This window comes from Methylophaga sp. OBS1, assembly GCF_026319365.1.
Map to the genome: position 1 here is coordinate 443,700 of NZ_JAPDMS010000001.1, position 26,099 is coordinate 469,798.

General features: G+C 50.1%; 27 protein-coding genes. 3 read left to right on the plus strand and 24 right to left on the minus strand.

The annotated features are described in order from the left end of the window. Window positions 1–46 precede the first annotated feature (46 nt). Window positions 47–1,705 (plus strand): energy-dependent translational throttle protein EttA, encoded by a 1,659-nt coding sequence (gene ettA, locus OMQ46_RS02135; protein WP_266235445.1) that lies wholly within the window; start codon window positions 47–49, stop codon window positions 1,703–1,705. A 121-nt stretch (window positions 1,706–1,826) separates the two neighbouring features. Here the strand turns inward: ettA and OMQ46_RS02140 are convergent, their stop codons facing one another. Both OMQ46_RS02140 and OMQ46_RS02145 read right to left on the minus strand, forming a co-directional pair. Next, window positions 1,827–3,533: an NADPH-dependent assimilatory sulfite reductase hemoprotein subunit gene (locus tag OMQ46_RS02140; RefSeq protein WP_266235447.1), complete on the minus strand. Its 1,707-nt coding sequence runs from the start codon at window positions 3,531–3,533 to the stop codon at window positions 1,827–1,829. A 36-nt stretch (window positions 3,534–3,569) separates the two neighbouring features. After that, window positions 3,570–5,369, minus strand: coding sequence for an assimilatory sulfite reductase (NADPH) flavoprotein subunit (locus tag OMQ46_RS02145; RefSeq protein ID WP_266235449.1), 1,800 nt, complete (start codon window positions 5,367–5,369; stop codon window positions 3,570–3,572). Window positions 5,370–5,693: 324 nt separating this feature from the next. On the opposite strand from OMQ46_RS02145, the gene OMQ46_RS02150 reads away from it, so the two are divergent. Further along, window positions 5,694–7,370, plus strand: a complete 1,677-nt coding sequence (locus OMQ46_RS02150) for a putative bifunctional diguanylate cyclase/phosphodiesterase (RefSeq protein ID WP_266235450.1) — start codon at window positions 5,694–5,696, stop codon at window positions 7,368–7,370. Window positions 7,371–7,377: 7 nt separating this feature from the next. Here the strand turns inward: OMQ46_RS02150 and OMQ46_RS02155 are convergent, their stop codons facing one another. Continuing rightward, the gene (locus OMQ46_RS02155; RefSeq protein WP_266235452.1) at window positions 7,378–7,503 is read right to left on the minus strand and encodes a hypothetical protein; all 126 of its coding nucleotides are present in this window, start codon (window positions 7,501–7,503) and stop codon (window positions 7,378–7,380) included. Between the two features lie 394 nt (window positions 7,504–7,897). Then, entirely contained in the window at window positions 7,898–8,209 is a 312-nt protein-coding gene (locus OMQ46_RS02160) for a hypothetical protein (RefSeq protein WP_266235453.1), read from the minus strand. 95 nt (window positions 8,210–8,304) lie between these two features. On the opposite strand from OMQ46_RS02160, the gene OMQ46_RS02165 reads away from it, so the two are divergent. After that, the gene (locus OMQ46_RS02165; protein WP_266235455.1) at window positions 8,305–8,673 is read left to right on the plus strand and encodes a sirohydrochlorin chelatase; all 369 of its coding nucleotides are present in this window, start codon (window positions 8,305–8,307) and stop codon (window positions 8,671–8,673) included. Here OMQ46_RS02165 and OMQ46_RS02170 read toward each other — a convergent pair. The 20 genes from OMQ46_RS02170 to lon all read right to left on the minus strand — a co-directional run bounded on the left by OMQ46_RS02170 (window position 8,660) and on the right by lon (window position 25,874). After that, window positions 8,660–9,028: a hypothetical protein gene (locus OMQ46_RS02170; protein ID WP_266235456.1), complete on the minus strand. Its 369-nt coding sequence runs from the start codon at window positions 9,026–9,028 to the stop codon at window positions 8,660–8,662. The two genes, OMQ46_RS02165 and OMQ46_RS02170, sit on opposite strands and share 14 nt — an antisense overlap. Window positions 9,029–9,092: 64 nt before the next feature. Further along, complete coding sequence (locus tag OMQ46_RS02175) at window positions 9,093–9,719, minus strand: arylesterase (protein WP_266235458.1); 627 nt, start codon at window positions 9,717–9,719, stop codon at window positions 9,093–9,095. A 2-nt stretch (window positions 9,720–9,721) separates the two neighbouring features. Beyond that, the gene (locus tag OMQ46_RS02180; RefSeq protein ID WP_266235460.1) at window positions 9,722–10,495 is read right to left on the minus strand and encodes a TatD family hydrolase; all 774 of its coding nucleotides are present in this window, start codon (window positions 10,493–10,495) and stop codon (window positions 9,722–9,724) included. A 39-nt stretch (window positions 10,496–10,534) separates the two neighbouring features. After that, entirely contained in the window at window positions 10,535–10,888 is a 354-nt protein-coding gene (locus OMQ46_RS02185; protein ID WP_266235462.1) for a PilZ domain-containing protein, read from the minus strand. Between the two features lie 5 nt (window positions 10,889–10,893). Then, window positions 10,894–11,877, minus strand: coding sequence for a DNA polymerase III subunit delta' (gene holB / locus OMQ46_RS02190; RefSeq protein WP_266235463.1), 984 nt, complete (start codon window positions 11,875–11,877; stop codon window positions 10,894–10,896). Then, the gene (gene tmk, locus OMQ46_RS02195) at window positions 11,874–12,500 is read right to left on the minus strand and encodes a dTMP kinase (RefSeq protein WP_266235465.1); all 627 of its coding nucleotides are present in this window, start codon (window positions 12,498–12,500) and stop codon (window positions 11,874–11,876) included. Before tmk ends, holB begins: the two co-directional genes overlap by 4 nt. 2 nt (window positions 12,501–12,502) lie before the next feature. Further along, window positions 12,503–13,510 carry an endolytic transglycosylase MltG gene (mltG, locus tag OMQ46_RS02200; RefSeq protein WP_266235466.1) on the minus strand — a complete coding sequence of 336 codons (1,008 nt, stop codon included), beginning with the start codon at window positions 13,508–13,510 and terminating at the stop codon, window positions 12,503–12,505. Between the two features lies 1 nt (window position 13,511). Further along, window positions 13,512–14,330, minus strand: coding sequence for an aminodeoxychorismate lyase (pabC, locus tag OMQ46_RS02205; RefSeq protein WP_266235468.1), 819 nt, complete (start codon window positions 14,328–14,330; stop codon window positions 13,512–13,514). A gap of 17 nt (window positions 14,331–14,347) precedes the next feature. Continuing rightward, window positions 14,348–15,589: a beta-ketoacyl-ACP synthase II gene (fabF, locus tag OMQ46_RS02210; protein WP_266235470.1), complete on the minus strand. Its 1,242-nt coding sequence runs from the start codon at window positions 15,587–15,589 to the stop codon at window positions 14,348–14,350. 208 nt (window positions 15,590–15,797) lie between these two features. Next, window positions 15,798–16,034: an acyl carrier protein gene (acpP, locus tag OMQ46_RS02215; protein WP_266235472.1), complete on the minus strand. Its 237-nt coding sequence runs from the start codon at window positions 16,032–16,034 to the stop codon at window positions 15,798–15,800. Between the two features lie 141 nt (window positions 16,035–16,175). After that, the gene (gene fabG / locus OMQ46_RS02220) at window positions 16,176–16,919 is read right to left on the minus strand and encodes a 3-oxoacyl-ACP reductase FabG (RefSeq protein WP_266235473.1); all 744 of its coding nucleotides are present in this window, start codon (window positions 16,917–16,919) and stop codon (window positions 16,176–16,178) included. Beyond that, window positions 16,919–17,857 carry an ACP S-malonyltransferase gene (gene fabD, locus OMQ46_RS02225; protein ID WP_323135139.1) on the minus strand — a complete coding sequence of 313 codons (939 nt, stop codon included), beginning with the start codon at window positions 17,855–17,857 and terminating at the stop codon, window positions 16,919–16,921. Before fabD ends, fabG begins: the two co-directional genes overlap by 1 nt. An 18-nt stretch (window positions 17,858–17,875) precedes the next feature. Next, window positions 17,876–18,838 (minus strand): beta-ketoacyl-ACP synthase III, encoded by a 963-nt coding sequence (locus OMQ46_RS02230; protein WP_323135140.1) that lies wholly within the window; start codon window positions 18,836–18,838, stop codon window positions 17,876–17,878. Continuing rightward, window positions 18,835–19,854, minus strand: a complete 1,020-nt coding sequence (gene plsX, locus OMQ46_RS02235) for a phosphate acyltransferase PlsX (RefSeq protein ID WP_266235476.1) — start codon at window positions 19,852–19,854, stop codon at window positions 18,835–18,837. Before plsX ends, OMQ46_RS02230 begins: the two co-directional genes overlap by 4 nt. Window positions 19,855–19,868: 14 nt before the next feature. Further along, window positions 19,869–20,048 (minus strand): 50S ribosomal protein L32, encoded by a 180-nt coding sequence (gene rpmF, locus OMQ46_RS02240; RefSeq protein ID WP_266235478.1) that lies wholly within the window; start codon window positions 20,046–20,048, stop codon window positions 19,869–19,871. A 33-nt stretch (window positions 20,049–20,081) separates the two neighbouring features. After that, window positions 20,082–20,606: a YceD family protein gene (locus tag OMQ46_RS02245; protein ID WP_266235480.1), complete on the minus strand. Its 525-nt coding sequence runs from the start codon at window positions 20,604–20,606 to the stop codon at window positions 20,082–20,084. Window positions 20,607–20,673: 67 nt separating this feature from the next. Next, a complete protein-coding gene (purF, locus tag OMQ46_RS02250; protein WP_266235481.1) occupies window positions 20,674–22,182 on the minus strand; it encodes an amidophosphoribosyltransferase in 1,509 nt (502 codons plus the stop codon). Between the two features lie 18 nt (window positions 22,183–22,200). Then, complete coding sequence (locus tag OMQ46_RS02255) at window positions 22,201–22,692, minus strand: CvpA family protein (protein ID WP_266235483.1); 492 nt, start codon at window positions 22,690–22,692, stop codon at window positions 22,201–22,203. A gap of 107 nt (window positions 22,693–22,799) precedes the next feature. Further along, entirely contained in the window at window positions 22,800–23,459 is a 660-nt protein-coding gene (locus tag OMQ46_RS02260; RefSeq protein ID WP_266235485.1) for an SPOR domain-containing protein, read from the minus strand. Between the two features lie 18 nt (window positions 23,460–23,477). After that, window positions 23,478–25,874 (minus strand): endopeptidase La, encoded by a 2,397-nt coding sequence (gene lon / locus OMQ46_RS02265; protein ID WP_323135144.1) that lies wholly within the window; start codon window positions 25,872–25,874, stop codon window positions 23,478–23,480. Window positions 25,875–26,099 lie beyond the last annotated feature (225 nt).

A 26,099-nucleotide genomic window follows, 5' to 3' on the forward strand; every position in this document is an offset into this window, starting at 1 on the left:
GTAAAATTCAGCGCTTCTGGCAATTCAGGAATTTTGGAATTTAAACATGGCGCAATACGTTTACAGTATGAATCGCGTTGGCAAAGTCGTTCCGCCGAAACGCGAAATTCTCAAAGATATTTCCCTCTCATTCTTTCCCGGTGCCAAGATTGGTGTGCTGGGTCTCAACGGTGCCGGTAAATCCACATTACTGAAAATCATGGCCGGCCTGGATCAGGACTATATTGGTGAAGCCAGACCCATGCCCGGCATTAATGTCGGTTACCTGCCGCAGGAACCGGAACTGGACGACAACAAAACCGTTCTGGAAGTTGTCGAGGAAGCGGTTTCTGATGTCAAAGAGGCACTGGCTGAACTCGATGCCGTATATGCCGCCTATGCAGAACCGGATGCCGATTTCGATGAGCTGGCTAAAAAACAGGCCAATCTCGAGAATCTGATTCAGGCCAAAGATGGCCATAACCTGGAAAACGCGCTGGAGCGTGCGGCCGATGCCCTGCGTCTGCCACCCTGGGATGCCAAAGTCGGCACCTTGTCCGGTGGTGAGCGCCGCCGTGTCGCTTTATGCCGCCTGCTGCTGGATCATCCTGACATGCTGCTGCTGGATGAGCCCACCAACCACCTGGACGCCGAATCGATTGCCTGGATTGAGCGTTTCCTGCAGGAATACCCGGGTACCGTGGTCGCTATTACCCATGATCGCTACTTCCTTGATAATGCCGCTGGCTGGATCCTGGAGCTGGATCGTGGTCGTGGTATTCCTTATGAAGGCAACTACTCTTCATGGCTGGAACAGAAAGAAAAACGTCTGGAACAGGAAGCCAAGGAAGAAGCCTCACATCGCAAGGCGATTGAAGCCGAGCTGGAATGGGTCCGTCAGGGCGCCAAAGGTCGTCAGGCCAAATCCAAAGCCCGTCTGAAACAATTCGAAGAAATGAACTCTCGCGAATTTCAGAAGCGAAACGAGACCCAGGAAATCTATATTCCACCCGGCCCACGCCTGGGTGACAAGGTCATTGAACTGCACAATGTGACCAAATCCTACGGTGAAAAACTGCTGTTTGAAAACCTGAACTTCTCGATTCCAGCGGGTGCCATCGTCGGTATCGTCGGTCCCAACGGTGCCGGTAAGTCAACCCTGTTCCGGATGATTGCCGGTGAAGAGCAACCCGATAGCGGTGAAATCGAGATTGGCAGTACTGTTAAACTGGCTTATGTGAATCAATCACGCGAGCTGGATGGCAAGAAAACCGTGTTCGAGGAAATCTCTGACGGTGCCGATATGATTACTGTCGGCAACTATCAGACTCCGTCACGCGCCTATTGCGGCCGTTTTAACTTCAAAGGCTCGGATCAACAGAAATACGTGAAAGATCTGTCCGGTGGTGAACGTAACCGTTTGCACATGGCCAAGCTGCTGAAAGAAGGTGGCAACGTTTTGCTGCTCGACGAACCGACCAATGATCTGGACATCGAAACGCTGAGGGCCTTGGAAGAAGCGCTGCTCGCCTTCCCGGGTTCAGCCGTGGTGATTTCGCATGATCGCTGGTTCCTTGACCGGATTTGTACCCACATCATCGCCTACGAAGGCGAGTCCAATGTGGTCTTCTTCGAAGGCAACTACAGTGACTATGCCGAAGACTACTTCAAACGTTTCGGTAAGGATCACCAGCCGGAGCGGATTAAATACCGTCGTATCAGCTGATAAAGCATAAACTCATCCGCAGATGACGCAGATGGACACAGATTTTTGATCGCAGCTTTTAGAGCCTTAGCTGTCCTCCTGAATCTGTGAAAATCTGCGAAATCAGCGGATAAATGTTTGTCTACTTCTGGTTGATAAGCGGTTCATGCATCATCTGCGGGGTCCGCTCTTCACCGACAATGCCCTGACGCACCAGAAAATCACCGAAATATTCATTCTCATGTCGCTCGGCAGCAAATTGCTCAATCATCGGTTTCAGCGTATCGAGTATCGTTTTCTCATCTACATTTTCTAAATACAGTCGGTTCAGCCGCTGGCCACTGAAATCAGCCCCCAAATAGAGGTTATATTTACCCATCGCCTTACCCGTCAGGCCGATTTCACCCAGGTACGGCCGGGCACAACCATTGGGGCAGCCGGTCATCCGAATATTGATCAACTGATCCGGCAGACCGGCATCGACCACGATCTTTTCCAGCTTCTCGATAAACTCCGGTAGATATCGCTCGGCTTCAGCCATGGCAAGACCACAGGTCGGTAATGCAACACAGGCCATCGCATTCAAACGCAAGGCTGAACCCTGACTACCATCATCGAGCTGATATTTTGTAACGATGGCTTCAATCTCTTTGCGTTGCTCCGGACTGATATCGGCAATCATCAGGTTCTGATTACAGGTGACACGAAACTCACCCTGAAGCATTTTCGCAATCTCCCTCAAGCCGGTCCGGGTTAACTGTTTTTCAGTATCGGCAACGCGACCACCGGGTATGAATAAAGTCAGGTGAGACTGACCGTTTTCAGCTTCAGTCCAGCCGAACTTATCGCCATTTTCTTCTAGCTCGAATTCCCTGACCGCCTCCAGCGGCTGACCGTGATACTCGGCGAACTTGTCTTTAAACCAGTCCAGCCCGTTATCATCAATCGTGTATTTAAAACGGGCATGAGCACGATTGCTGCGGTCACCGAAATCACGCTGGATAGCGGCGATGGCTTCACAGGCCTTCACTGCCTGATCAGCAGGCACAAAGCCGACTACTGAAGCCAGCCGCGGATAAGTGGCTGGTTCGCCATATGACATACCGAAACCACCACCGACAGCAATGTTAAAGCCCTGCAACTGACCATTATCGACAATCGCAATCAGACCGATATCGTTGGCAAGCACATCACAATCATTACGGGGCGGTACCGCAATCGCGATTTTAAACTTACGCGGCAGATAGACATCGCCATAAAACGGTTCTTCCGGTTCACCGCTCTGAAAGACCTTGTCCTCACCCAACCAGATTTCGCCATAGGCACCTGACTGCCAGCAGAGATGTTCGCTGATATCCTGTGCAATCTGGTACACCTCGGCATGCACCGATGACTGCTGCGGGTTGATACTGGTGACGACATTACGGTTTACATCACCGCAGGCGCCTTTGCTGTCCAGCAGCAGCTGATTGATCTGCTGCATAAAAGATTTCAGATCTTTTTTCAGGATTTCGTGAAATTGAAAGGTCTGCCGTGTCGTCAGACGCAAAGTGCCGTTGGAGCAGTCATCGGCGATCGCATCCAGGCCCAGCCATTGCTGCGGACTCAACACCCCACCCGGCAGGCGCAGACGCACCATAAAGGAATACAGCGGCTCCAGTTTCTGATGACGGCGTTCATCACGCAGATCCCGATGATCCTGCATATAACTGCCGTGGAATTTAAGCAGTTTATTATCATCATCGGAGATGGCCCCTGTTGCCATATCGGCAAGGCCCTCTTCAATATGACCACGCAAAAATTGACTGTTGAGTTTAAGCAGCTCTGCTTCGGGTAACTTATCGTTCATAATCACCTAAAAGGGTTTTAAGGTCTGCGTATCGCATTAATAGACATCGCGCTGGTAACGCTTGTCTCTGGTAAGCTGTCGCAGATAGTCGCTGGCTTCATCACGGGTTTTTCCACCCTGCTGGCTGATGATGTCCAGTAAGGCTTCATTCACGTCCGGTGCCATGTTGTCGGCATCACCGCAGACATAAATGTGCGCCCCTTCCTGCAGCCAGTTCCAGATATCAACCGCATTCTGTCTGAGACGGTGTTGCACATAAACTTTCTCAGCCTGATCACGTGAGAAAGCGACATCAAGACGCGTCAGCAAGCCGGATTTACGCCAGGCCAGCCATTCGACCTGGTAGAGAAAATCACTTAAAAAGTGCTGATCACCGAAAAACAGCCAGTTTCTTCCTGTCGCATCACGTTCCTCACGTTCCTGCATAAAGCTGCGAAATGGCGCAACACCGGTACCGGGACCAATCATAATGATGGGCGTATTGTCATCATCCGGCAGTTTGAAGTTTTTATTGCTGTCTATGTAGACTGGGACCTTACTGTCTTCTGTCAGTCTATCAGCCAGCCAGGTTGAGGCCACACCACTACGCTCACGTTCATGTGCCGAATAGCGCACTGCAGCCACAGTAATATGGACTTCATCCTCGACCGCGGCCTGGCTGGATGCAATCGAATACATTCTGGGCGGCAGCTTGCGGAGTAGGTTTACAAAAGTAGTCGCATCCAGGTTCTTGATCGGATAAGCCTGGATCAGGTCGAGCACATCTCTGCCCTGCAGCCATTCATTTAATGCAGCTTTATCAGCGACCAGTGAATTAAGTGCATCAGAGCCAGCCAATTCGGCCCACTGTTCCAGCATCGGCCGGGTCAGAACCGTAATCTCGCGTTGATACAGCAACAACTCGCTCAGTTTTTGTTGCTCTGTGTCGTTATCAATCAAAGTTTCAGGGTCAAAGCCAAGTGTTTCAATCACAGCCGCTACCAAAGCAGGATCATTCTGGGCATACACGCCCAGTGCGTCACCAGGCTGATATTGCAGGCCCGAACCGTCCAGAGACAATTCCAGATGCAAGACCTCTTTGCTGGAGCCGCGTCCACTCAGAACCTGCTTTTCCAATACCTCGGCTGGAAACGGATTTTTACGGTCATACGTAGTTTTGGCTGCTGTTTGAGCAGGTAGATTAAAACTCGGCGTGTTGCTAATAGCAGCGGTCGCTGACAAGGCCTCAATCAGCTCGTTAATCCAGGCATCAGCAGCTTCGTCATAATCCACGTCACAATCCACCCGTGGCACAATCGCCGTCGCTCCCAGAGCAGTGAGTCTGGCATCAAAATCCTTGCCGGTCTGGCAAAAAAATTCATAGCTGGAGTCACCCAGCGACAGAACGCTGTACTGCAGCTGCTTTAATTCCGGCGCCTTGCGGCTGTGTAAGAACTCATACAGATCAAGCGCATTATCCGGTGGATCGCCCTCCCCATGCGTAGAAGAGAGAATGGCAAGATATTCTTCATTTTTCAGCTGTTTGGGCTTGTACTCGGCCATATCCACCACCTTGGCTTCAATACCGCCTGCCAGTGCCTTCTCAGCCAGCAAATTGGCGACATCTTCAGTATTGCCGGTCTGCGAGCCATACAGAATAGTCAGTGCCACTGAACTGGGCTGCTGAGCATCAGGCACGGAAACAGCTTGTCCCTGCATTGCCTCCTGTGCAGCACGAAAGCCTGACAGGTAGCCAGACAGCCATTCGACCTGCCAGCTTTCCAGATCCTGCAGTAGATTATTGAGTTGCGCTAACTGCTCGTCAGTCAATGGCGCATTATCCAACCTGATATTCATTCCTGATTCGTCTCAAAAGTTGATGTCTATGTTGAGAAAATACCAAAATCACTTATAAATATAAAATATATATTATCTCTTTGTATATTTTAAAATTAAATATAGCTGTTTTGACAGCGCTTTCTTTTCTACTTTTTGTCCACCCATAACAATCTAAATGTTGTGAATGCGGCGTGATGCTTCTTCTGCCCATGCGTTGAAACCGTTATATAAAAAATTGCTTTTTCAGACTTCGCGGGTTATACAAATTTAACGTGTTAGGGATGGCGCGCCGTTTTGGGCTGCCAAATACAGAGTGGTTATTAACAGGGAGTAGATTGGGCGATGCACACCGTAAGTGTTTTTCAGTGGTTTAACCGCCACAAGCAGGTGATCAACTATTCTGCTGCACCGATGCTGGTATTGTTGACGATTGCTGTCGGTTTACTTGTCTACTACACCGGCGGTATTAAATATGTCTATTCCCATTCTATGTATGTTCCTATCGTGCTGTCCGGTATGATTTACGGCGTGACTGGGGGCGTGACTATTGCCTTGATTGGTGGTCTGATTCTTGGACCCAATATGCCGTTGGATATCGTCACCGGTGAAATGCAGCCCACGGTTAACTGGCTCTATCGAACGGGTTTTTTTGTTCTCCTCGGTTCTTTGAGTGGTGCCGTCAGCGCCACTGTACGAAACTACATTCGACACCTGCACTGGGTCTCACGTCATGACGTGGCAACACAATTACCTAACAGGCTGGCGCTGATGGATGACCTTAGCTTGATACCTCGTCGTAAACGTTCGGCTGTTCAAAACAGAATATTGCTCGTGCTGTCAGTCAATAGCACAGTAGAGCTCAAAGCGGCTTTTGGGCATGAGGTGATAGAAAGCATCATCACGCAGACAGCGCATCGTTTCAATCATATTCTGATTAATCGAGGACAGGTATACCGTGCCGATACTGAAGAAGTTAGCGCGTTGATTGAACTCATAGACATACAGGATATGAATGAAATTTTGCTGGATTTAAATCGTACATCACGTCTGCCTTACCAGTTTGAAGGCATACCGGTACATGTCGATTCCCGAATGGGCTATGTCACTATCACTGATGTTCATAGCAATCCGGGACTCTATCTACAACAAGCGGAGGCTGCGCTTAGTGCAGCCAATGACTCATTACTGGAATTTGTAGAATATCAACCCTCTATCAAACTGGCTACCAGAGAGAACGTGTCCTTGCTGGGCGAGTTAATGAGAGCGATTGAACAGAATCAGCTCAAACTCCATTATCAGCCAAAAATCGATATCCACTCCGGCAAGCTCCTTGGTGTAGAAGCACTACTTCGCTGGACTCACCCAAGCCGCGGTAATATTCCACCAGGCACTTTTATTCCCTGCGCTGAAAGAAGTAGCTTAATTCACCCGCTCACCGAATTTGTTCTCACTCAAACGATGCATACCGCGCTCCACTTCCAGGAGCAATCCATCTCCGTACCTATCGCAGTCAATATCTCTGCCCATAACCTCTGTCAGCCTGATTTCGCCGAGAATATATTTAAACTACTGGCTGAGTTCGGCCTTGAAGGTACAGTGCTGGAATTGGAATTGACCGAAAGTGCGCTTATCAAAGATATGAACCACACGATTCACGAGCTTACTAAGCTTGCTGACGCCGGCATTCAGATTGCGGTCGATGATTTTGGTACGGGATATTCCTCTCTGCAATACCTCCATCGTTTGCCGATAACTCACTTGAAAATTGATCAGTCATTTGTGAGGCGTTTGCCCCGAGGCCAGGATGCCATACATATCATCGAGGCTGCTGTCAGCCTTGCCCACAAGATCGACCTGACAACAATTGCCGAGGGCGTTGAAAATGCTGCCGTAATGCAATTCCTTGGCGATATTGGCTGTGATATGGCACAAGGCTTTTATATTTCCAGGCCGGTGCCGGAGAACGATTTCATCGACTGGTACAAGCAGCATCAGGGAGCAATCAACTGGCAACACTAAGCCAAAATTATTTTTTCAGCTGAGTGAATTTTTTGCCTTTGCATTTGTCTTTAATATTGCTGCTTGCCAAAGCAGCATCTTTATCCTTGCTATATCTTGGTTGACTTTGGATGGCACCTTTCGTGCCATCCATTTTTTTAAACCTGACTATGAAAGCGTCTCAAAAAGCCCGCCTCAAACTTCGCTGTCCCATCTCTCTGGGGAGAAACCATCAAATTACAGTACCTGATGGCTGGTTCGATCTGGTTTACGGGATGTGCGCGAGTATTGAAGACGTAGTTCAGCAAGTCAATCTGAAACGCCGGCAACGCATGTTTCTCCCGCGTATACTTTTCATCGAGGAGCATATGGGCAAACTGACTTGCGAGGTGATTAACCGCAACAGGGATATCAGCGAGATTATCAAGAAAGCTCAGATGCGTTCAGTACAGCTGTGTATGTATTGTGGCGAAGAAGCCCATCAGTTTCGAAGAGGCGGGCACCTCATCACTTGTTGCCATCGGCATCGCTCTCAATTTTCTCTCTAATCAGGGTTTATTACGCATACAACTGTCGTAGACCTGGGTTTCCACTTGATCTTCGTTAAGTGAATCATCAAAGTTAAAAGCTAGGTTTATTGCCAAATCTACGATGCGGAAAAAATCACTGTTAATAAATTCAGGTGGCGTGCTCTGCTGCATGTCCGCTTTAGACTTTCCTTCCAGCCGCTGAGCGTAATAATCGCCGGTCAATGAGGCAATCATAGCGCATTGTTTATGTTCATCCTGCGCCATGACGGATGAAGAGAAAAAACCCGTCATAAACAGCGCCATCCACATCCAGGTCAATTTGCTAAGCATGAGATTTCCCCGTTTTTTTCACGTATCGTTCGCAACTAGACTGCGATAATGTCCATTAATATCCGAGCTAAATTTAAATGACTGAAGGAAACAAGATGAAAGCCCTACTTATTGTCGCTCACGGTAGCCGCAGGCAAGCTTCAAATCAGGAAGTATTCGCCCTGGCAGAACAATTGCGTTCCAGTCAGCAGCCAGAGTTTGATTTGGTGGAGGCCGCTTTTCTGGAACTCGCCGACCCATCGATCCCAGATGGCGTCGCCCATTGCATCAGCGAGGGTGCAAATGAAGTGATCGTGTTCCCCTATTTCCTCAATTCAGGTCGACATGTCACTGAGGATATACCGGGTATTCTCGATGAAGTACGCACCCGGCATCCCTCTGTCTGCATTGTTCTCAGTCAGCACATTGGCGCATCTCCCGCCATGCCCGAACTGGTATTGCAGACCGCGACTAGTCATGCATAAAGCTACCAGAGAACTGATGACCCGGTCGACGCTGATTCAGCTTGGTAATCAGCATCCGGATAGCCTGCTCGTCACCTGAAAACACATAGGGAGCCAGCTCGGCCAAACGGCCTTGAATATAAGGTGATATTTCGGTGTCTTCGACAAACATCTGTGAGCGAATTTCACAGATTTTCCTGATACCGTTGGCAAAGCGTTCTACATCGTGCGCCGGGGTATTGTCCTCACCAAGCACCCAGCCACGGGTCTTCCACTCGTTATAGCAATCGTTAGCAAGCGAGCCAAAGGCAGGTTCCGCACTGAGCGGCATAGTCATTAGCATGGGCATGCTGGCTATCAGGAAAAGATGTCTCATCAGTCGCTGTCTCCGTGTTTCATCAACGGACTCAAACGCAATGACTGAAGTTCCTTATGGAGCGTTACAAGGCGCCTGACTGGCTGAGCAATTGATGAATCCGTTCAGCGAGCAGTCGATAACCGCTGGCATTCGGATGAATGGGGTCGGATTTCAACGTGTTTTCAGATTCAATCTCAACAATGATATTGTCTTCCAGGGGGACCTGCAGCGACTGCGCGACTTCCCGGTAAATTGGTGACGGCTTCAGAAACAAGCCTGGTTTGGGTACGGATAACATCACCACCTCAGCACCCTGCTGACGGATAAGTTGTATCATCTGAGTGAGGTTTTGTTTGAGCTCGACTTCGCTCAGTTTGCGAAGCAGGTCATTGCCACCATGACAGAGCAGAACCAGTTCTGGTTGGTGTTGTGTCAGTAAGGTTTCAATCCTGGCCAGGCCTTCGCGACTGACCTCTCCCGGCACGCCAGCATTAATCACTGTTCGCCCGCTGAGCTCAGCCAATATGGCGGGATAGCTCTCCGTCTGGTGTTCTGCACCGGTTCCATAGGTCAGGCTGTCACCAAAAGCCAGAATAACCGCTTCTTCGGATAGCGTGCGGAGCGATGCCTGGCTACTGTCGCCACAGGCAGCAAGCAAAGACAGGTTGAGGATCAGCAGCCAGCTGGTCAGCAGATGTCTCAGCCGCATGCTTACTGAACCGTAGAAGGGAACAGGCGCTGGAAATTAGCCGTCGTGGTTGCTGCAATGTTTTCGACTGTATCCCCGCGCAACTCGGCCAGAAACTCAGCCACATGTTTGACGAAAACCGGTTTATTGGTTTTACCTCGGTGTGGTACGGGCGCCAGGTAAGGGGAATCTGTTTCGATCAGCATCCGGTCCAGCGGCAACTTCTTAGCCACGTCCTGCAGTTCTCTCGCACTCTTGAAAGTGACAATGCCAGACAGCGAAATATAGAAACCGATGTCCAGAGCGCGTTTGGCGGTTTCCCAGTTTTCAGTGAAGCAGTGAATGATGCCGCCGGCTTTTTCAGCGTCTTCGTTCTCGAGAATACTCATCGTATCTTCGCGCGCTTCACGGGTATGAATAATTAATGGTTTCTGGGTTTTTTTAGCGGCTTCAATATGAACACGGAAACGATCACGCTGCCACTCCAGATCACCTTCACTGCGAAAATAATCAAGGCCGGTCTCGCCAATCGCGATGACTTTGGGGTGAGCAGCCTGTGCCACAAGCTCTTCAACAGTGAATTGTTCCTGCTCATCGACATTAGGATGAATGCCGACACTGGCAGTGACTTGCGGGAAGCTGTCTGCAATCGATTTCACTTCTGCGCAACTGGCTTTATCAATCGCAATACAGAGAATGTGTTCAATACCGTTATCGCTGGCTTCACTCACCATGGCGTCAATACCGCCCGGCTCATCTGCCAGCATGTTGAGGTGACAATGAGAGTCAATATACATAAAAAATTCTTGAAAGCTTGATTGCGTAACGCGTGTGCGTTACATGGTGTAGGTGGCTTTATCGGATTTGAGCTTATCCACCAGATAATTTTCGATTTTACCCCGAACAACGGAAGCGCCCCCGTCGATATCACTGAAATGGACACCAATCCCCGCCGCTTGGTTGCCCTGTGCCCCGCGGGGTGTAATCCAGACAATATTGCCGGCCACGGGAAGCTTTTCAGCCTCATCCATCAGGGTCAACAGGATAAAAACCTCTTCACCGATCTGATAGCTCTTGTTGGTCGGTATAAACAGGCCACCATTTTTCAGAAACGGCATGTAAGAATGATAGAGCATATTCTGATCGGTGATTTTCAGTGACAGAATGCCCTTGCGTGGATTCATTGCCATGGCTGTTACCTTTGGGTTTCCTTGAGCTGATGAAGCTGATCAGCGTGCTGCATAACCGTCACCATAAAATCCTCTATTAACAATATCTTGTTCAGATTATTTTGAGATGATATTAACTTTATTGTGTTGCTGATGCAATCCATGATAGCCCAGTACTGACGCAGGATCACGCCCGGCACCGGCTCATCGCGAATGAGCAGATTGCTGATTTTAGTCTGCATCATCTGCTGAATCTGATACAGCACTGATTTCAAATCGAATTGTTGCCAATCAGCAGCCATTTGCACCGGGTTCGCTTTCGCCTGCATCAGCAGAGCAATGTCGTGAGTCACCTGCCGGCTTTGCTGCAGGCCCGCTTCGCCGGCAGCCATGGCAGCGAGCGGTGCGCCATGACTCACTCTCAACAATGACAACCATTCATCCTCTGAGAACGACATATCCGTGTGCTGCAACCACGCCAGTGCCGCTTCCTTGTCAGGGGTCGGGATAGCCAATGTCTGACAACGGCTTTTTATGGTGATTGGCAGCTGCTGACGGTTTTCCGAGAGCAATATCAGCACAGATTCCGGCTGAGGTTCTTCCAGTAGCTTGAGCAGGCTGTTGAAGGCAGAGATATTCATCTGGTCCGCCGCGCTAATGAGCACCACCTTGCCGCGGGACACCTTGGGCATCAATGTCTGACTCTGTTTCAAATCACGTATTTGATCGACTTTGATCTGTTTGCCGGGCTCTTCGGGACTCACCGCTTTATAATCCGGATGGGAACCGGCAGCCAGAAGCTGACAGCTATGGCAGTGCCCACAGGCATCAAACCCACTGTTGGTCTGGCTGCATAACAAACTGGCTATCAGCCTGTCTGCAAAAGCGCGCTTTCCCACACCGGCAATACCTGAAATCAGCAGTGCATGCGGCATCCTCCCCTGCTGCTGCATCGCCTGCAGATGCTGCCAGGGCTTTTGGTGCCAGCTGTAATCAACATTAGCCATCATGATGACAAAAGGGTCGTTAGGATGGTGGTGAGTTGTGCCTGAATGGCTTCAATATCCTGACTGGCGTCAATCCGTTTGATTCTATCCGGCTCTGTTTCAGCACGTTGCAGATAGCAGTCACGGATTTTTTCGAAGAAAGCCGACTTCTCCTGCTCGAAACGATCTTTCTGCTGTTGACGCTGGATAACCCGGGATTGACCGACCGAGACAGGCAGATCAAATAACAGCGTCAGATCCGTTTGAAGGCCTTGTAATGTCCAGTCAGAGATAGTCTGAATTCGCTTGCGATCTATGCCACGGCCCCCTCCCTGATAGGCAAAGGTCGCGTCAACAAAACGGTCGCATAATACCCAGTCGCCGCGTTCCAGTGCTGGCTTGATTTTCTGATGCAGATGCTCTGCTCTGGCGGCAAACATCAACAGCAATTCGGTATCTTCGCTCATGCCAGACTCGCGCGGGGCCAGCAATAATTCACGAATCTGTTCGCCCAGGTCAGTACCACCAGGCTCACGACTCACGATCACTGTTTTGCCATTTGCTTCCAGAAAGTCACGGATAAAGCTGATTTGAGTGGATTTACCTGCGCCCTCAATACCTTCAACACTGATGAATTTTCCGTTCATGATTACCTGAGTTGATAGCGTCTGACTGCCTGGTTATGTTCTTTTAAGGTCGCAGAAAACTTGTGTCGACCGTCTTCACCGGTAGCAACAAAATACAAGCTGTCACCATCGGCCGGATGCAATGCAGCCTCAATCGACTCGATACTCGGGAGACAGATCGGTGATGGCGGCAGTCCACCACGCGTGTATGTGTTGTAGGGCGTGTCACTGCGTAAATCTTTTCTACGCAGATTACCATCAAACGTTTCTCCAAGGCCATAAATCACCGTCGGATCAGTTTGCAGCCGCATACCTTTCTGCAAACGGCGAACAAAAACCCCGGCAATTTGCGGTCTTTCCTCAGCAATACCGGTTTCTTTCTCGATAATTGACGCCATAATCAACGCTTCGTAGGGCGTGTCATAGGGCAGGTCTTCAGCACGGTTCTGCCAGGCCTGCTCCAAGCTCTCCTGCATTTGCTGATAGGCACGACGAAGGAAGGCGATATCAGTGGTACCTGAGGGGAAATGATAAGTTTCCGGCATGAACCAACCTTCACCATTTTTCTCCGGAGCGCGCAGTTCAGCCATAACCTTGTCCAGACTATGGGTATCCAGCGTTTTAACAATCTTCGGGTGCGCGTGCAGGCTCGTGATCATCTCCCGGGCAGTCATACCCTCGATGATGGTGAAGGCATTCATCACAACTTTGCCTGATACCAGTTTATCGAGAAACGCAGGTAGCGTAGTCTCAGCTTCTATCTGATACTCACCAGCTTTGATTTTATGCGCCTGATCAGTGAGACGGCCATAAACCTGTAAATAGATCGGTGGTAAATCCGTCAGCCCCAGTTGCTTCAAATCCTCGCTGATTTTTTTCAGGTTCGTGCCGGGTTCAACGGTGTAGCTCATATCATTATCGAGCGCCAATGGTTCATTGAGAAAACGTTGATACTGCAGTGCAAAATAAGTGCAGACAGCGGCCACGATAGCCGCAGGTAATAAAACCTTAAATAACAGGGTCTTTGTCATATTAACGTTCGGCTTGTTTCAGCTCGGCTTGAAAACGACGGGTCAGCATGCCGTAAGGCCATTTCAGATCGGTGTTCCAAAGATGTGTTATTGGCCAGATTTCAATAATGCTGTTGGTGAGAAAGACTTCATCAGCCTGTTCCAGATCATTGAGGCTCATGTTTTTTTCAGTAACAGGGATATCCAATTTTGAAGCCAACTTGATGACTTCGCCGCGCATAATTCCGGCAATGCCATTTTCTGCGATAGTTGGTGTCACTAACTGCCCGTTTTGAATCATAAACAGGTTACTCATCGTGCCTTCTACCAGCTTGTCGTTGATATCCAGCATCAGGCCTTCACGAATAGTGTGATCATCCCATTCACTGCGCGCCAGCACCTGCTCAAGACGATTGAGGTGTTTAATGCCGGCCAGTGCCGGGTTGATTCCCAGACGATGCTGGCACAGTCGGACTGTGATGCCCTGCTGGCAGCTTTCCGGATAGTCCGGCATGGGATGAGAGGAAATGATTCGAAGCGGTTCCGCTTCTTCTGGGGCCTTGTAACCGCGACCACCACTGCCGCGGGTGACCATGATTTTAATCACACTGTCTTCGGCTGTCTGGGCACAGACTGTGGCCAGTTCAACCTCAAGCTTATCCTTGTCGGCAAAATTAATCCCCAGCCGCTCACAGCCCCACATCAGGCGCTGCAGATGCGCGTTGAGAAACTCCAGCTTGCCCCGGCGAAAAGCCAGTGTTTCAAACAGACCGTCGCCATATTGCAGGCCACGGTCTGTCACAGGGATTCTGTTATCGGGTTGGCCGTTTATCAGAATCACTGAACGCTACTCTGGATTCAGTTCAGCTTTTTGAAGATAACGGTACCATTGGTGCCACCGAAACCGAATGAGTTCGACATGGCGACATTGATCGGCATTTGTCTCGCTGTATGCGGGACATAATCGAGGTCACAGGCTTCGTCAGGATTATCCAGATTGATGGTGGGAGGCGCCACCTGATCACGAATCGACAAGACACTGAAGACAGCTTCGACACCACCGGCAGCACCTAACAGATGTCCAATCATCGACTTGGTCGAGCTAACAGCGGTTTTGGATGCAGCATCACCCAGCGCCTGTTTAATAGCCATGGTTTCTGCGACGTCACCTGCCGGCGTCGAAGTACCATGCGCATTGATGTAGTCAATTTCATCTGCATTCAGTCCAGCATCTTTCATCGCATTTTTCATGCAACGGGCCGCACCTTCACCACCCTGAGACGGCATGGTCATATGATAGGCATCACTGCTCATCCCGGAGCCGATGAGTTCGGCATAAATATTCGCCCCACGTTTAACCGCATGCTCGTATTCTTCCAGAACCAGCACACCGGCACCATCACCCAGCACAAAGCCATCACGGTCTTTATCCCAGGGACGGCTGGCTGCCTGTGGGTCATCATTGCGGGTCGACAAGGCGCGAGCAGCAGCAAAGCCACCCAGACCGGTTTTAGAAGTCGCCATTTCCGCACCACCGGCGATCATCACATCGGCTTCGCCGTACTGAATCATGCGACCTGCAGCAGAAATACAGTGGGTGCCCGTCGAACAGGCAGTAACGATAGCGGTGTTGGGCCCTTTCAAACCATACATGATCGACAGGTTACCGGAGATCATGTTGATGATATTGCTGGGGACAAAGAACGGAGAAATTTTGCGTGGACCACCACTGAGATAATTGTCATAACCGGCTTCAATACCTGGCAAGCCACCAATGCCCGAGCCAATGACTACACCAATACGTTCCGCATTGTCTTCTGTGACCTCCAGACCGGCATCTTCAATGGCCTCTTTGGCGGCGGCAATGCCGTAATGGATGAAGGTATCCATTTTCTTGGCATCTTTTTTAGGAATGACGCTGGTGACGTCAAAATTTTTGACGCTGGCACCGAAATGGACACTGAAATCCGACACGTCAAACAAAGTCAGTGGTGCGACACCGCTTTTACCAGCAACAATATTTTCCCAGCTTTCTTTGACTGTCAGGCCAACAGGTGTGACGGCACCCAGACCAGTCACCACAACACGTCTTTTAGACATCAGGATTACCCCTTAAAACCTATACTCACTCAAGATAAGATTGTCGCATTGCAATCAGTTCAAGGCACTGAAGACGGTCACAAACCGGGATTGCATAAGTCAGTGATAACGAATGCAGCAATATTATCTTGATAGAGCACTGCTATACACAACATAGCCGCCTAGCGTGCACGCACACTAGACGGCTATCTTTAAGCGGTCAGCTATATTAAGACTGGTGAGCGTTAATATATGCAACAGCTTCTTTGACTGTGGTGATTTTCTCAGCTTCTTCGTCTGGAATTTCACATTCAAATGCTTCTTCCAGCGCCATGACTAGTTCTACTGTGTCCAGAGAGTCAGCGCCCAGGTCGTCGATAAATGAAGCGTCAGCAGTGACTTCATCTGCATTCACGCCCAGCTGCTCAACAACGATTTCTCTTACGCGAGCTTCGATATCACTCATAACTAATGTTTCCTTTGGTGGTTAATACATCAAACAATGTGCAGGCATTTTATAGTGCCAGCACCATGGAGACAAGCTAAACGCCGGCAGGCGCCACTGTCTCGTCAATAAAAATCAGTGCTGTCAGACGCTTAGCGCTGATTAACTCATATACATCCCGCCGTTAACATGCAGGGTTTCACCTGTAATGTAAGCGGCACTCGGGCTGGCCAGGAAGCTGACCGCCGCCGCAATTTCTTCCGGCTCGCCCAGGCGTTTGACCGGCACCTGCTCCAGCAGCGCCGTTTTATGCGCCTCAGCTAGACCACTGGTCATATCGGTATCGATAAAACCTGGCGCGACAGTGTTGACTGTAATACCGCGGGCGCCAACCTCGCGAGCCAGCGATTTACTGAAACCAATCACACCGGCTTTCGCTGCCGCGTAGTTGGACTGGCCGGCATTGCCCATGGCACCGACTACTGAGGTGATGGTGATGATTCTGCCCCAGCGGGCTTTGGTCATCGCACGCAAGCAACGCTTGCTGAGTTTGAAGATCGGCGTCAGATTGGTGTTGATAATGTCATCCCACTCTTCATCCTTCATCCGCATCAACAGATTGTCGCGGGTAATACCGGCGTTATTCACCAGGATATCGGGCGCCCCGAACTCTGTTTCGATGGCAGCAACAATGGATTCTATAGCCTCACCATCGGTGACATTGAGAACAACACCTTTGCCGTTAATGCCGGCTTCTTTGAGGAAGCTGCTGATAGTCTCAGCACCACTATTGGAAGTTGCAGTGCCCACCACAGTGGCACCCTGCTCTCCCAAGCTCAGTGCGATTGCGCGGCCAATACCGCGGGTAGCGCCGGTTACCAGCGCAACTTTACCTTCCAGGCTCATTATCCTTCTCCCACAGCTTGTTGTAATTTTTCCAGTGTGACCGGATCAAATACCGGTAATGCATTCAGCGTCTTATCGATGCGTTTATTGAGGCCGGCAAGGACTTTACCCGGTCCGCTCTCAACCACGGTGTCGACGCTCTGATTCGCCAACCATTGGATTGTCTCCACCCAGCGTACCGGGCTGTGTAACTGCTGTGCCAGCAACGCTTTCAACTCAGAGATATCCTTTGCTGCAGTCACGCTGGCGTTATGAATCACCGGCGTAGATGGCATGCGTAGATCAATTTTGTCCAGTTCCGCAGCAAGTTGTTCAGCAGCCGGCTTCATCAGTTCACAATGCGATGGCACGCTGACCGGCAATTGCAGGGCACGTTTGGCCCCTTTCTCTGTTGCCAGTGCAATGGCCTGTTTGACGGCAGGCGAGCTGCCGGCAATCACAACCTGTCCGGGAGAGTTGAAATTGACCGCTTCAACAATGCCTTGCGCGGAAGCTTCAGCACACAATGCGCGAACCAGGTCATCATCCAGCCCCAGGATCGCTGCCATGGCACCTTCACCTGCGGGTACCGCCTGTTGCATAAACTGACCACGCTTTTCCACCAGTTTGACAGCATCGACAAAATCAATGGCATCAGCGGCAACCAGCGCAGTATATTCACCCAGGCTGTGACCGGCGAAATAGGCAGGCTTCAGGTCAGACATCGATTGCCAGACACGCCAAACTGCGACACCCGCGGTGAGCATGACAGGTTGGGTACGATCAGTCTGGTTTAACTGTTCTTCCGGACCTTCCTGAGTGAGCTTCCAAAGGTCGTAACCGAGTGCGTCTGACGCTTGCTGAAAAGTCTCTCTAACCAGGCTGTATTCAGTGGCCAGACCAGCAAGCATGCCGACTGACTGTGAACCCTGCCCAGGGAAAACGAATGCTGATTTCATCAAAAACCCTCTGAATGATCAGTATTGAATGAGTGCTGAGCCCCAGGTGAATCCGCCACCAAAAGCTTCAAATAATAAAGTTTCGCCACGCTTGATTCGACCATCACGCACTGCCACATCGAGTGCCAGAGGAATGGAAGCAGCCGAGGTATTACCGTGTTCATCGACAGTGACCACGACATGATCCATCGACATATTGAGTTTACGTGCCGTGGCGGCAATGATACGGATATTGGCCTGATGCGGAATCAACCAGTCCACATCTTTTTTATCCATGTTGTTGGCTTCCAGCGTTTCATCGACAATCGTACTCAATGTCCTGACGGCCACTTTAAAGACTTCGTTACCCTGCATATCGACATAAGCCGTGTCTTCATTGAAGTCACGTGAACCCGGACCGGTAGGCACATGCAACAACTGGTTAAAATTACCATCAGAGTGAATGTGCGTAGACAGAATGCCCGGTTCTTGTGAAGCTTGCAGCACCACAGCGCCAGCCCCATCACCAAACAGCACGCAGGTGTTACGGTCTGTCCAATCTATAATGCGGGAAAAAGCTTCGGCACCGATAACCAGTACGTTGTTGACACCGCCAGCCTTGATGAATTTATCCGCAACAGTTAAAGCGTAAACGAAGCCCGTGCAGACAGCCTGAATGTCGAAAGCAGGACAACCGCCGATCCCGAGTTTTTCCTGAAGCAGTGAAGCGGTGCTGGGGAAAATTCGGGTCGGCGTTGTGGTTGCCACGATAATGAGGTCAATATCATTCTTAGTGATATCCGCCGCTTCCAGGGCTTTCAGCGCTGCCTGGTAAGCCAGATCGGTCGTGGTTTCATCATCAGCGACGATATGGCGTTTTTTGATACCGGTGCGTTCAGTGATCCATTGATCACTGGTCTCAACCATCTTCTCAAGATCGTGGTTGGTCAGCACCTTTTCAGGCAGATAGCTACCGGTGCCGGCAATACGTGAATAGATCACAGAACCTGCCCCTCCAGCAACACATCAAGATGTTTGCTGATATTTTTAGGCACATCTTTCTTGGCTTCAACAATCGCAATATCAATCGCGTTAGCAAAGGCAAAGGCATCCGCGCCGCCGTGACTTTTAATCACAATGCCCTGAAGACCAATCAAATTGGCACCGTTAAAAGCTCGTGGATCCAGATCGCGCCGGAACTGCTTCAGCACCGGCGAAGCAATAATCGCTGCCAGTTTGGTGAGCCAGTTACGGGTGAATGCTTCACGCAGGTAATGGCGAATCATATGCGCTACACCTTCACTGGCTTTCAATGCCACGTTGCCAACGAAACCGTCACAGACCAGTACATCCACTTCACCGTGGTAAAGGCCGTCACCTTCGACGTAGCCCTGGTAGTTCAGATCAGTTTGTTCCAGCAGACGAGACGCTTCTTTGACTCGTTCGTTGCCTTTGATCTCTTCTGAACCAATATTGAGCAGACCCACAGATGGGTTTGGCTTGCCATCGACCAGTTCAGCCAGTACCGATCCCATCACAGCAAACTGCACCAGATGCGCAGCACTGGAATCAACATTCGCCCCCAGGTCCAACACATAGGTGTGACCGGTCATGGTTGGTAAAGCCGTCACGATCGCCGGACGTTCGATACCGGGCAAAGTTTTGAGGACAAAACGGGCTGTTGCCATCAGTGCGCCAGTGTTACCGGCACTGACACAGGCTGATGCCATGCCCTCTTTGACCAGATTTATAGCCACCCGCATAGAGGAATCTTTTTTACCCCGAAGTGCCTGCGAAGGCAGTTCGTTCATCTCTACCTTCTGTGAGGCATGGTGAACCTGCATTCGAGGATCATCCTGCACTTTATGCTGCTGCAGGTGGTAAGTGAGGGTGTCTTTGTCACCCACGAGGATGAAATTGACCTCGGGATGTTTTTTCAGCGCTGATAAGGCAGCGGGGATCACGACCTCAGGTCCGTGATCCCCGCCCATCGCATCAATTGAAATCGTCAGGCTCAATGTCTATCCAGGCCTTATTCGCTCTTATCTGCAACAACTTTACGACCACGGTAGTAACCGTCAGCTGATACATGGTGACGGCGGTGCAGTTCACCAGTAGTTGCGTCGACAGACAAGGTTGAACCTTTCAACGCATCGTGTGAACGGCGCATGCCACGACGTGAAGCACTCTTTTTGTTTTGTTGAACAGCCATGTGTAAAACTCCTAAGCCTTAATTAAATTCAAATCATTTTTTTGTTTTCAGTGACGATAGCACTGAGAACGGAGAATTCGGCTTAACCGCCTCCTCCTCGCTTTCTTCGTCCCCTGAAAACAGCGCCGTTTCAGGCAAACAGTTTTCCTCGTGCTTTGGCACCAGGGGCAGTGCCAGAATCAGTTCGTCTTCAACCACCGATACCGGATCAGTCAGTTCCGAGTCTTCAACTACCCAGGGTTCGTATTGATCAGACAGCTTTTCAGCCAGCTTTTCGTGACGAACCAGACCCAACAGACTGTGAATATCCATGGGTAATGTCATTGCCTGCAAACAACGCTCACAAGTCAGTGACAAAGTCGTTTCAAAACGGCCTTCCATAAACGGTGTGCCGGTATCATCGATATCAAACCGCATCCAGATTTTGACTTTGCCATCGGTGTTTCGCAAAGACTCGGCCAGACGCGTCATTTCGGCCAGATCGACCTCGCCATTCAGCTCCCGCCCATTATGGGCAAAACGAAACGGATCAATTTCTTCAGGTAAATACTGGCGCATAATCGACGGGATTATATAAGAATTGTGACTAAACAGCAAAGCAGATCAAAGCAAGCTGCATGCCGCATTAAGCGTTATTGTGCAATTCTATAACGGCATTGCCCTTTTCTTTTGACTGCTTATTGGCATCATTACGAAGCGCATCAATGTAATACAGATAATTCGCATCAATATCACCGGTAATATAATTACCGTCAAAGCAGGACGTATCAAAGCGTTCGACGTTACTCTTCTTGTTGATGGCAGCGACGAGGTCCGGCAGGTCCTGGTAGATCAGCCAGTCCACACCAAGCTCTTTGGCAATCTCATCGACATTGCGATCATGTGCAACGAACTCATTGCAGGAAGGCATATCGATACCGTATACATTCGGGAAACGAACCGGCGGTGCGGCGGAAGCCAGGTATACTTTTTTAGCACCGGCATCACGCGCCATCTGAACGATCTGCTGGGAAGTGGTGCCACGTACTATGGAATCATCGACCAGCAACACGTTTTTGCCCCGGAACTCGAGGTCAATTGCATTCAGCTTCTGACGCACGGACTTCTTACGCATGGTCTGGCCGGGCATGATGAAGGTACGGCCGATGTAACGATTCTTGATAAAGCCTTCGCGATACACCACGCCCAGGTCATAGGAAAGCTGTAAGGCAGCGCTGCGACTGGTATCCGGTATCGGAATCACCACGTCAATATCGTGCTCGGGATAATCACGTTTGATTTTCTCTGCGAGTTTGGTGCCCATACGCATGCGACTCTTATGCACCGAGATCCCATCCATCATTGAATCCGGGCGGGCAAAATAGACGTATTCAAAGATACAGGGAGACTTGACCGGGTTCTTTGCGCACTGCTGAGAATGAAAGTTACCTTCCGTGTCGATAAATACGCATTCGCCGGGCTCGACATCACGCACCAGTTCAAAATCCAGAATATCCACGGCCACACTCTCTGAGGCCACCATGTATTCCGTGCCATTAGCTGTTTCACGTTTGCCGATAACAACCGGACGAATGCCATAGGGATCGCGGAATGCCAGTACCCCCACACCGGAGATCATCGCGACAGCAGCATAGGCACCACGACAACGACGGTGAACTTCTCTCACTGCGTTAAAGACATCATCCGGCTGGGGTTTGAGTTTGCTGCTGGTTTGCAGTTCATGTGCCAGGACATTGAGCAGTACTTCCGAATCCGAATCGGTGTTGAGATGACGGCGATCGGTCTGGAACAGTTCTTCTTTGAGGATCTTGGTATTGGTCAAGTTACCATTGTGCGCCAGTGCAATGCCGAAAGGTGAATTGACATAAAACGGCTGAGACTCAGCAGAACTGGAGCAGCCCGCGGTCGGATAACGAATATGACCAATCCCCATTCTGCCTTTGAGCCGGATCATATGACGGGTATGAAACACGTCTTTAACCAGACCATTGTCCTTACGCAGAAAAAACTTACCTTCCTGGTCACAGGTCATGATGCCAGCGGCATCCTGCCCCCGATGCTGCAACACGGTCAATCCATCATATAAGGCCTGGTTAACCTCAGAATGACCAACAATACCAATAATTCCGCACATAAATTGCCCTGTCAGGAGTTAGTTGTAGTTGATGTGTTGTGCAATCTCTGCCGGTAAAAACTCCCGGACCCAGAGTGCCAGTTTCACAAAGTGATCGATAAGCAGTGAGTTCTGCCACCAAGTATCTGCAGGCATCGGTGTCGCGCCTGCGCCTAAAACTAAAATTGTCACGATGGCGAGACCTCGAAGTAAGCCGAAGACCACGCCCAGCGAGCGATCCGTGCCGGTCAGGCCGGTTTTTTCAACCACCTGACAGATAAGATGATTAACCAGTGCGCCCAGAATCAGTGTGACCGCAAATAAAACGAAGAATGCGAGAAAGAGCCTGATTGAGGGGGTGGAAATGTAATTTGCCAACAAGGTTGATAAATGGGAGTGAAACATCAGGGCGACCCAGAATGCCAGGATCCAACTGATTAGCGAGAGCACCTCTTTCATAAACCCACGGACGATACTGATACCGGCCGAGATGGCGATGATCCCGATAATCAGGTAATCAACCCAAACCATATACACTCCGCAATACCCTGCGTTTTAAAGTGCGAATTCTAACAGATTGGCCGGCAACAACCCAGCCATTTTTACAGTTATATTGCAGAGACAACTATGACCACAAATCAAGGGTTATGTTGCAGAATCTGGGCATTGAGTTTGAGTTTATCGCTAAGTCTTTCAGCGGTTTGCTGTAGCTTGATTCGGTCGGTGACCGGTTGAAGTCTGACACGGTATATCAGTGTGCCTGCATTGGAAATCGTCTCAATCATCGGGTCGTAACCCATTTGCTTGAGTTGAGTCGATAGCGCATCGGCATTGTCTCGGACAGAGAAGCTGGCCAGCTGCAATACCCACTGTGGCTCTGCCGTGCTTGTTGCGGCAGGCCGATTGTCTTGAGTAGCTTTGACGGGTTCAGGCTTCGCTTCAACTTCCGGCTCAGGCGCCGGTGCTGGTTTTGTCTCCGCTTTTTGCTCTGGTTCCGGCGCTGGTGTCGAGCTTTGCGGTGACGTTGCTTGCGGTGCAGCAGCTGAGGCATCCTGCGAATCGGTCAAGGATGCAGGCTCAGATAACCCCTGTGGGTCAACCAGTGCTTCTTCCGTTGGCTCTATCACTTCGACATCATCCGGAATCGGTTCTATCACCGAGTCAAAGGCAATCGGCTCTTCCTGAGGCTGTTCCGGTTGGTTCTTTTCAACCGTATCCAATAAAAACCAGGCAATGACACCGATCAGGCAAACCAGTAATACCGCGCCCAATAAGCGTTGTTGCTGAATCAGTGTCATCACCTGCTCCCGGAGTTATCAGTGTCTTTTCTGAGGAGAGTTTACCTCATGATAACTGGTTTTATCACTGGCAATAACACCTTCGGCTTCACCACTGCTCTCAGTACCGTGAGGCATATGCTGTAAGGCCACTTCCAGTACTTCATTGATCCAGCGAACAGGAAGAATGGTGAGGCCCTGTTTCACGTTATCCGGAATTTCCTTCAGGTCTTTCACATTATCCTGCGGAATCAGTACCGTATCGATGCCGCCACGATGGGCTGCCAGTAGTTTTTCCTTCAGCCCCCCTATGGCAAGCACTTCTCCACGCAGGGTGATTTCACCGGTCATCGCCACATTGGATTTGACCGGTATGCCAGTAATTGCTGACACCAGTGCCGTACACATGCCAATACCGGCACTCGGACCATCTTTGGGTGTCGCGCCCTCCGGAACGTGAACGTGAAGATCGTGCGTTTGCAGAAAGTCTTCACTGATACCCCACTCGGTTGAGCGTGAACGCACGACGGTAGTGGCAGCCTGAATCGACTCCTGCATGACATCACCCAGTTTCCCGGTGTAGGCGGATTTGCCTTTACCCGGCATCACTGCGGACTCAATGGTCAGCAACTCACCGCCAACTTCAGTCCAGGCCAGACCGGTGACCTGACCAATTCGGTCATTGTCTTCAGCAACCCCGTACTGATAGTGATAAACGCCGAGGTAGTCTTCGATGTTTTTGGCGGTAACCACCAGTTTCTTCTTGCTCTTCTCCTGCAGGATCTGCTTGACGAGCTTACGGCAGATCTTGGAGATTTCACGCTCCAGGCTACGTACACCCGCTTCACGGGTGTAACGACGGATAATTTCCAGAATGGCCTCTTCCGTGATTTCCACTTCGACTTTTTTCAGACCATTCTGTTTGATGGCTTTGGGTAACAGGTACTTGACCGCGATGTTCAGTTTTTCATCTTCGGTGTAACCGGCAAGACGGATAATTTCCATCCGGTCGCGCAGTGCATCCGGGATGTTGAGGGTGTTCGCGGTGCAGACAAACATCACATCCGAGAGGTCATATTCAACTTCCAGGTAGTGATCAGCAAAGGTCGAGTTCTGCTCCGGATCCAGTACCTCGAGTAACGCAGAGGCAGGGTCACCACGGAAATCCTGTGCCATCTTGTCGATTTCATCGAGCAGGAACAGCGGGTTTTTAACCTCGGTTTTGCAGATATTCTGAATGACTTTACCCGGCATGGAACCGATATAAGTGCGACGGTGGCCACGAATTTCAGCCTCATCACGAACGCCACCCAGGGCCATACGTGTGTATTTGCGGTTTGTCGCGCGGGCAATGGATTGAGCGATCGAAGTTTTACCTACACCTGGAGGGCCAACCAGACACAGAATCGGCCCTTTCAACTTCTTGACGCGTTTCTGCACAGCGAGGTATTCGAGAATACGCTCTTTGACCTTTTCCAGACCGTAGTGATCCTCTTCCAGTACTTTCTCTGCACGATCCAGGTCCAGGGTAACCCGCGAGCGTTTTTTCCAGGGCACTTCCAGTAGTGATTCGATGTAGTTACGAACGACGGTCGCTTCAGCTGACATCGGCGACATCATGCGCAGTTTTTTGAGCTCAGACTCAGCCTTTTCAAGTGCTTCAGCAGGCATCCCTGCTTTGTTGATACGGGCTTCCAGCTCATCAGCCTCATTGGCCGTTTCATCAATTTCACCCAGCTCTTTCTGAACCGCTTTCAGTTGCTCGTTCAGGTAATATTCGCGCTGGCTTTTCTCCATTTGTTTCTTGACGCGATTCCGGATGCGTTTTTCAATTTGCTGAATATCAATTTCGCCTTCGAGAAAGGCCATCAGACGTTCAACGCGCGCTTTAACATCGCTCATTTCCAGCAGATTCTGTTTGTCCTCAAGCTTAAGGCTCATGTGCGCTGCAACCGTGTCAGCCATCCGTGAGACTTCATCGATACTGGACAGTGAGGCAATCACTTCAGGCGGGATCTTCTTGTTGAGTTTGACGTATTGTTCAAACTGTCCCATCAAGGTTCGCATTAAAACATCGGATTCACGATCGTCTGTGACGTCATCGGGGAAAGCCGCGACTTCTGCTTCCATGTATTCAGTTTTTTTACTGAAATAGGCCACTTTGGCGCGCTGGGTACCTTCAACCAGCACCTTGACTGTGCCATCAGGCAGTTTCAGTAACTGCAGGATATTAGCCAGTGTTCCCGTTTCGTAGAGACCTTCTGATTCCGGTGCATCTTCAGAAGAGTCTTTCTGAGCAAGCAGCAAAACCTGCTTGTTTTCATCGGTAGCCACTTCCAGCGCCTTGATGGATTTATCCCGTCCGACAAACAGCGGTATGACCATGTAAGGATAGACAACAACGTCACGTAGCGGCAGGACAGGCACAACCTGCATGCCGTTATCGTTGGGAGTGGTTTTTACTTCATTTTCCATTGGGGAACCTCTTAAGAGCGCTCGCGGCACTTAAATCAAACATGATTTCAATATGGGGACAGGCATCAGGATATCAAGCATTCAATTGGATTAATTACTCAAATTATATGAGTGGTGATTGGTATCTTTGGTAACAGCCAGTGAAGCTGTCGTTTCAAGCCCTTAATCCAAAAGCGTTAAATCAGC

Coding starts and splice junctions, on each gene's coding strand:
- ettA (WP_266235445.1), top strand. CDS start 47: ATGGCGCAATACGTTTACAGTATGAATCGCGTTGGCAAAGTCGTTCCG.
- OMQ46_RS02140 (WP_266235447.1), bottom strand. CDS start 3,533: ATGAACGATAAGTTACCCGAAGCAGAGCTGCTTAAACTCAACAGTCAA.
- OMQ46_RS02145 (WP_266235449.1), bottom strand. CDS start 5,369: ATGAATATCAGGTTGGATAATGCGCCATTGACTGACGAGCAGTTAGCG.
- OMQ46_RS02150 (WP_266235450.1), top strand. CDS start 5,694: ATGCACACCGTAAGTGTTTTTCAGTGGTTTAACCGCCACAAGCAGGTG.
- OMQ46_RS02155 (WP_266235452.1), bottom strand. CDS start 7,503: ATGGATGGCACGAAAGGTGCCATCCAAAGTCAACCAAGATATAGCAAG.
- OMQ46_RS02160 (WP_266235453.1), bottom strand. CDS start 8,209: ATGCTTAGCAAATTGACCTGGATGTGGATGGCGCTGTTTATGACGGGT.
- OMQ46_RS02165 (WP_266235455.1), top strand. CDS start 8,305: ATGAAAGCCCTACTTATTGTCGCTCACGGTAGCCGCAGGCAAGCTTCA.
- OMQ46_RS02170 (WP_266235456.1), bottom strand. CDS start 9,028: ATGAGACATCTTTTCCTGATAGCCAGCATGCCCATGCTAATGACTATG.
- OMQ46_RS02175 (WP_266235458.1), bottom strand. CDS start 9,719: ATGCGGCTGAGACATCTGCTGACCAGCTGGCTGCTGATCCTCAACCTG.
- OMQ46_RS02180 (WP_266235460.1), bottom strand. CDS start 10,495: ATGTATATTGACTCTCATTGTCACCTCAACATGCTGGCAGATGAGCCG.
- OMQ46_RS02185 (WP_266235462.1), bottom strand. CDS start 10,888: ATGGCAATGAATCCACGCAAGGGCATTCTGTCACTGAAAATCACCGAT.
- holB (WP_266235463.1), bottom strand. CDS start 11,877: ATGATGGCTAATGTTGATTACAGCTGGCACCAAAAGCCCTGGCAGCAT.
- tmk (WP_266235465.1), bottom strand. CDS start 12,500: ATGAACGGAAAATTCATCAGTGTTGAAGGTATTGAGGGCGCAGGTAAA.
- mltG (WP_266235466.1), bottom strand. CDS start 13,510: ATGACAAAGACCCTGTTATTTAAGGTTTTATTACCTGCGGCTATCGTG.
- fabF (WP_266235470.1), bottom strand. CDS start 15,589: ATGTCTAAAAGACGTGTTGTGGTGACTGGTCTGGGTGCCGTCACACCT.
- acpP (WP_266235472.1), bottom strand. CDS start 16,034: ATGAGTGATATCGAAGCTCGCGTAAGAGAAATCGTTGTTGAGCAGCTG.
- fabG (WP_266235473.1), bottom strand. CDS start 16,919: ATGAGCCTGGAAGGTAAAGTTGCGCTGGTAACCGGCGCTACCCGCGGT.
- fabD (WP_323135139.1), bottom strand. CDS start 17,857: ATGAAATCAGCATTCGTTTTCCCTGGGCAGGGTTCACAGTCAGTCGGC.
- rpmF (WP_266235478.1), bottom strand. CDS start 20,048: ATGGCTGTTCAACAAAACAAAAAGAGTGCTTCACGTCGTGGCATGCGC.
- OMQ46_RS02245 (WP_266235480.1), bottom strand. CDS start 20,606: ATGCGCCAGTATTTACCTGAAGAAATTGATCCGTTTCGTTTTGCCCAT.
- purF (WP_266235481.1), bottom strand. CDS start 22,182: ATGTGCGGAATTATTGGTATTGTTGGTCATTCTGAGGTTAACCAGGCC.
- OMQ46_RS02255 (WP_266235483.1), bottom strand. CDS start 22,692: ATGGTTTGGGTTGATTACCTGATTATCGGGATCATCGCCATCTCGGCC.
- OMQ46_RS02260 (WP_266235485.1), bottom strand. CDS start 23,459: ATGACACTGATTCAGCAACAACGCTTATTGGGCGCGGTATTACTGGTT.
- lon (WP_323135144.1), bottom strand. CDS start 25,874: ATGCAGGTTGTGCCTGTCCTGCCGCTACGTGACGTTGTTGTCTATCCT.